Genomic DNA, 5739 nt, shown 5'->3' with positions numbered 1-5739 from the left:
AGATCTCGGGCCAGTTCCGCCGGGTAAGCGGGATGGTCGAGCAGGGTCAAGATGATCCGGGATCGAGTGGGGTCGGCCAGTGCACGACCCAGGCGGTTCAACACGTCGAGACGCGAAGCAATAGTCAGCATGGACTGAACTATACAGCGCAAACTGAACACTCGATCACAGGCGTCAGCCCAGACCGCATGCCCGTAAGGGGATCCTTCACCGTACGTCGAGCGAGCTCAGTCCTCGACGACGTTGTGACTGTCGACGGTGAATGGCGGTGTTCTGACAGAGGTATTTGGCGGCCGTGGTGCGGCTGTGGGCTCAGAGGTAGCTGCAGATTTGGGCGGGATCGCACTGGGTGGGGTCGCCTTGGGAGGCGGCCTGGTAGTGCTCGGCCGCGGAGGCCCGCAGGGCGGTGAGCTCAGCGATGTGCTGGTCGAGGTCGGTGAGTTGCTGGGCGAGCTGTGCGGCTACGTGGGCGCAGGGGGCCTGCCCGGCGTCGCGGATCTGCAGGATGTTCCGGATCTCGGCCAGGCTGAGTCCGGCGGCCTTGCTTCGGCGGATGAACTGCAGGCGGGCGAGGGCCTCGGGTGGGTAGTCGCGGTACCCGTTGGGGCCGCGGTGCACCGGGGGCAGCAGCCCGTGCTGTTCGTAGAACCGTAGGGCTTTGGTGGTCATGCCGGCGGCTGCGGCCGCTTCACCGATCCGCACGGTGCGCACCTCGATCCTGGACTGGTCTGTGGCCTTCCACGGTAGAGGAAGGCTCCGGGGGCAGGGCACTGCCTGCCCCTGGAGGGGCCGGTGGTCATCCGGGTTCGGTGCGGGCGCGGTCGGTCTCGACGGCCTGCCAGGTCTTGCGCGCGGCGATGAGCACCGGGTCCCACACCGGGGAGAACGGCGGGGCGTAGGAGAGGTCGATGTTGAGCAGCTCTTCCACCGGGGTCTCGTGCCACAGCGCCACGGAGAGCACGTCGATGCGCTTGGCCGCGCCTTCTTCCCCGACGATCTGGGCGCCGAGCAGCCGTCCGGTGCCGCGTTCGGCGATGAGTTTGGTGCGGATGGGTTTGGCCCCGGGGTAGTAGCCGGCCCGGGTGGTGGAGTCGACCACGGCGGTGACGGGGTCGAAGCCGGCCGCCTGCGCTTCGACCTCGCCGAGGCCGGTGCGTCCGACTTCGATGTCGCAGATCTTGGTCACGGCGGTGCCGAGCACCCCGGGGAAGGTGGCGTAGCCGCCGCCGAGGTTGATCCCGGCGGTGCGGCCCTCCTTGTTCGCGTGGGTACCCAGCGGCAGGGCCACGTGGCGGCGGGAGACGCGGTGGAACTTCTCCACGCAGTCCCCGCCGGCCCACACCCCCTCGATGCCGGTGCGCAGCCGGCGGTCCACGGCGATCGCCCCCGTCTCGCCCAGGGGGATCCCGGCGTCGGCGGCCAGGGTGGTGTTCGGGGTCACCCCCAGGCCGAGGATCACCAGCTCGGTGGGGATGGTGGCCTGATCGGTGACCACGGCGGTGACCTTCCCGGTGTGGGTCTCGAAGCCGGTGACGGTCTCCTCCATCCGCACCTCCATCCCGTACCCTTCCATCGCGGTGGCGATGAGCGCGCCCATGTCCGGGTCCAGGCCCGGCAGTGGGGCCGGGGGGCGTCCGATCACGGTGATGTCCACGCCCCAGGCGGACAGGGCCTCGGCCAGTTCCAGGCCGATGTAGCCGGCCCCGACGACCACCGCCCGGCCCGGCCGGTCCCGCTCCAGCACCGCCCGCAGGGCCAGGCCGTCGTCGAGGGTCTGCACCCCGTGGATACCGGCCGCATCGATCCCGGGCAGTGGCGGGCGGGCCGGGGTGGCCCCGGTGGCGACCATGAGCTGATCGAAACCCTCCCAGGCCTCCCGGCCGGCGGTCAGGTCGCGCACGAGCACGGCGCGGCGGTGCAGGTCGATCTCCAGGACCTCGTGACCGGTGCGGGCGTCGATGGCGTGGTGGTCGCGGAACTGTTGCGGGGTACGGGCGATCAGCTCCGTGGTGTCGGCGACGTCCTTGCCGATGAAGTACGGGATCCCGCAGGCCGAATACGAGGTGTAGTGGCCCCGCTCGAAGGCCACGATCTCCAACTGGTCCTGGGGCAGCTGGCGGCGGGCGGCGGAGGCCGCGCTCATCCCCGCGGCGTCCCCACCGATGACGATCAACCTCTGGGCCATGACTTCCCCTTCCGTTACAGTGCCTGCTGAGTCGTCAGCTCCCGGCTGTGCTCGATGCTCGAGGCCGACCGATCCTCACGCGGCGCAGCAGGAGAGTTTGGAGACGTCGGTGCGGAAGGACTGGGCGGCGATCTTGAGGCCTTCGGCCATCGTCAGGTACGGGCACCACAGGGTGGAGACCTGATCCACCGTCATGCCCGCGGACAAGATGTAGACCCCGGCCGCGGCAAGCTCCCCGGCGTCCTTGGCCACCGCGGTGATACCCACGATCCGCCCAGTCTCGGCCTCGGCGACGATCTTCACGAACCCGCGGGTGTCACGGTTGACCAGCGCCCTGGGCACGTACTCCAGGGGCAGCACCCGGCATTCACACCGGAGGCCGGCTTCCCGGGCCTGCTGGTCGGTCATGCCCACCGCCGCGATGGCCGGGGAGGTGAAAGTGACCCGCGGCAGGTGGGTGTAGTCGATCTGCTGGCCGGTGTGGTGGAAGGCGTTCTCCACCGCGGTGACCCCGTGGGCCGAGGCCACGTAGACGTACTGGGGGTGCCCGGTCACATCCCCGGCCGCCCACACCTTCGGATTCGAGGTCGCCATCCGGGCGTCGACGAGGATCTCCCCGCGCGCCCCGGTGTCCACCCCGACCGAGCCGAGGCCCAGGTTCTCGGTGACCGGACGGCGCCCGACCGCGACCATGAGCCGGCCCGCCCGCAGGGTGTCCTGCCCGCCCGGGCCCGTGACGGTGGCCACCACCTCCCCGGTGTCCCGGTCGGGCGTCACGGAGGAGACGGTGGCCCGGGGGATCACCCGGATGCCCTCCTCGGCGAACACGCCCCTCAGGGTCCGGGAGACCTCGGGTTCCTCATGGGAGGCCAGCCGGGACCGCACGACCATGGTGACCATCGAGCCCAGGCGGGCGAAGAGTTGAGCCTGCTCCAGGCCCACGTACCCGCCACCGATGATCAGCAGCGATTCCGGCACCTCGTCCAACTCCATGGCCGTGGTCGACGTCAGATACTCCACCTGATCCAGACCCTCGATCTCCGGGACGATCGGGGTGGAGCCGGTGGCCACCAGATAGTGGGCCGCCCGCACCCGGCGGCAGGAACCGTCGGCTCCGGTGACCTCCAGCGCCGGATCCTCGGCGGTGCCGGTGAACACCGCTTCGCCGGTGGCCAGTTCCCAGCCGTAGTCGGCGATCAGATCCAGGTACTTGTCCGAGCGCATTCCCTCCACCAGCGCGTCCTTGCCGACGATTAGCCCGGGCATGTCCACCCCGGCGGCCGACGTGCTCAGACCGGGGAACCGTCCTGTGGCGTCCAGCGCCACGTGGCGGGCCTCGGCGGCGGCCAGCAGCGCCTTCGACGGCACGCACCCGGTGTTCACGCAGGTGCCCCCGACCGTGGCACGCTCGATCATCACCACTGATTTGCCGAGATTGGTGGCCCGGATCGCGGCGGCGAACGCACCACCGCCGGAACCGATGATCGCCAGGTCCACTTCGTGCGTTCCCGTCTCAGGCATGACCGGCCTCCGTAAGTCCGTGATGAAGGCCCCGACGGGCCGTCTGTGTGCGGTGCTGTGCTGTGCCCAGCCTGCACCTTCCCCTGAAGAGGAAGGTCAAGACGTCACCGCGGCAATGTCATGTGCACGACCGTATGTGCCCCAGACCCGGGGGCCCTTTCGAGGAGTCGCTGCCAGAGGCGATTGCCTGGCCGGTGGATCTCAGGAGCTGGTGGCCGGCCCGTGTGCTCAGTGACCGATCAGGAGTGACTCGCGGGCGGCTTCGACCACTTCGGGGGTGACGGTGGCCAACTGGTTGATCGTGAGGATGCGTTGGATCTGGGTGAGGAGGCGGTCGACGAGACGGAAGTTGCCGCCGGTGATCCGGGCGATGGTGGCGATCGCGACCGCCTGGGTGAACTCGTCGTCCTCGCCGGCGAGTCCGTCGGTGTGCCAGCGGCGGTTCAGGACGGCGGTGAGCTCTTCGGGGGTGAGGGGGCGGTATTCGTGGGCGAAGCCCACACGGCTGTAGAGCTGGGGGTAACGGGCCAGGCGTTTGTCGATGCCGGGCATTCCGATGAGGATCACCCCGAGGGTGTGGCGGTCGTAGTAGTCGCGGACCTGTTCCAGGCCGGTGGTCTTGAGCCGGTCGGCCTCGTCGATGATGAGCAGCTCGGTGAGCCCGGAGGAACGCGAGTCGGGGTGCACGAACGGGTCGACGCGGCCGTGGTGGTGGTAGTCGATGGCGTAGGAGATCTGTTGGCAGGCCCGCGGGAGGGCTTGGTCGACCTGTCGGGGGCTGGCGGTGACGGTCGGGGTCCACAGCGCGGTGCGGGCCTGCAGGACCTGCTCAGGGATGGGGCCGGGCTCGCGGTCCTCGCCCAGGTCTCTTTGCCACTGCTCCCATTGCGGGGCCCCGGCGTAGTGGCGGGCCGAGAGGGTCTTGCCGACCCCGGGTGGGCCCCAGCACAGGCCGATGTAGCGGTGGGCGCGGACGGTGTCGGCGAACTCGGTGAAACGGCGGTGCTCCCGGGTGGGAAGGAGCAGGGGTGATGCGGGGTCCGGGGGTGGGCCCAAGGCTGCGATTTCCCCGAACGTGCCGGAGAGGAAGCGCCGGCCGTCGTCGTCCTTGCCCAGCAGGCTCCGGGAGGAGTCGGGCTCAGTCGGTGGCATAGGTCCGCAACCGGTGTCGGGGCGCCGGCTCCGCCGGCGGGTCTGCCGTCGGGCCCGGCGCCGGGGCGGGTGGTGGTGCCCAGCGGTCGTCGGCGGGCAGGGCGTCGGCGAGGCTGCGCCGGGCGCGCAGCTGCTGCTTGAGCGCGGCGCGTCGGGCGCCCCGGGCCTGCTGCAGCTGTTGGAGGGTGATGGTCTCAGCGGCCAGTTCGGGGGCGATCGCCCGGCACAGGTAGGTGTCCTGGTGGTAGACGCGCACCTCGCCGGCGTCGCGGGGGTCGTAGCGGATGGTCACGGTCTCACTGACGTAGGCGGCCAGCACCGGGCAGATGTAGCGGGTGCCTTGAAAGCGGATGCCGTCGCGCTGGACGATGCGGGTGGTCGCAGCGGTGAGCAGCAGCAGGTCGAGATCCTCGCCCCGGGCCGGGGTGCGCGGGATCCACCCGGCCCCGATCCAGCGGGCGGCGGGGGCCTGTCCGGTCTCGGAGTGCACCCGGGCGTGGTAGTCCTCGATCAGGTAGCGCTGGACCACTGCGTCGAGCTGCTCCAGGCTCAGGGCAGGTGGTGAGGTGGGGGTGCCGCCGGTGCCGTGCGGGATGTGCCCGGGCAGGTGCGGGAGCACCTCGGTGGTGATCGTGCCGTAGAAGCGTTCGATCTTGCCCCTCCCCTGCGGGACCCCGACGCGGGAGTGGATGAGCCGGATGTGGGTGTCCAGGCAGACCCGGTCCAGCCGGGTGCTGGTGAAGTCGGCCCCGTGTGTGGACTTGATCAGTAAGTGGCGTGCTTCTGTGAGTCAGTAGGTGGCGCTAGCCGGTGACCAAGGTGCTGGCGGCAGCTTCGATGACGTCGTCGGTGATGGTGTCGAGTTGGTTGATCTTCAGGAC

Annotated in this window: 5 protein-coding genes and 1 pseudogene; all 6 read right to left on the bottom strand. The window is 70.1% G+C overall.

All coding sequences use genetic code 11. The features are described 5' to 3' along the window. Positions 1–131, bottom strand: a pseudogene (locus CITRIK5_RS12310) (transcriptional regulator); the annotation flags it as partial. A 181-nt stretch (positions 132–312) separates the two neighbouring features. Next, positions 313–711 carry a heavy metal-responsive transcriptional regulator gene (locus CITRIK5_RS12090; RefSeq protein ID WP_019311206.1) on the bottom strand — a complete coding sequence of 133 codons (399 nt, stop codon included), beginning with the start codon at positions 709–711 and terminating at the stop codon, positions 313–315. Positions 712–796: 85 nt separating this feature from the next. Further along, positions 797–2185 (bottom strand): FAD-dependent oxidoreductase, encoded by a 1389-nt coding sequence (locus CITRIK5_RS12085; RefSeq protein ID WP_044658719.1) that lies wholly within the window; start codon positions 2183–2185, stop codon positions 797–799. Between the two features lie 75 nt (positions 2186–2260). Beyond that, the gene (gene merA / locus CITRIK5_RS12080) at positions 2261–3706 is read right to left on the bottom strand and encodes a mercury(II) reductase (protein WP_035964295.1); all 1446 of its coding nucleotides are present in this window, start codon (positions 3704–3706) and stop codon (positions 2261–2263) included. Between the two features lie 228 nt (positions 3707–3934). Further along, complete coding sequence (locus CITRIK5_RS12075; RefSeq protein WP_081994409.1) at positions 3935–4858, bottom strand: AAA family ATPase; 924 nt, start codon at positions 4856–4858, stop codon at positions 3935–3937. Then, a complete protein-coding gene (locus CITRIK5_RS12070; protein WP_230282838.1) occupies positions 4845–5477 on the bottom strand; it encodes a Mu transposase C-terminal domain-containing protein in 633 nt (210 codons plus the stop codon). Before CITRIK5_RS12070 ends, CITRIK5_RS12075 begins: the two co-directional genes overlap by 14 nt. Between the last annotated feature and the right edge of the window lie 262 nt (positions 5478–5739).

It is taken from the genome of Micrococcus sp. 116 (genome assembly GCF_902506395.1).
Taxonomy (GTDB): Bacteria; Actinomycetota; Actinomycetes; order Actinomycetales; family Micrococcaceae; genus Micrococcus; species Micrococcus luteus.
Note: the sequence above shows the minus strand (reverse complement) of the source record. Positions and strands in the feature narration are given on the sequence as shown.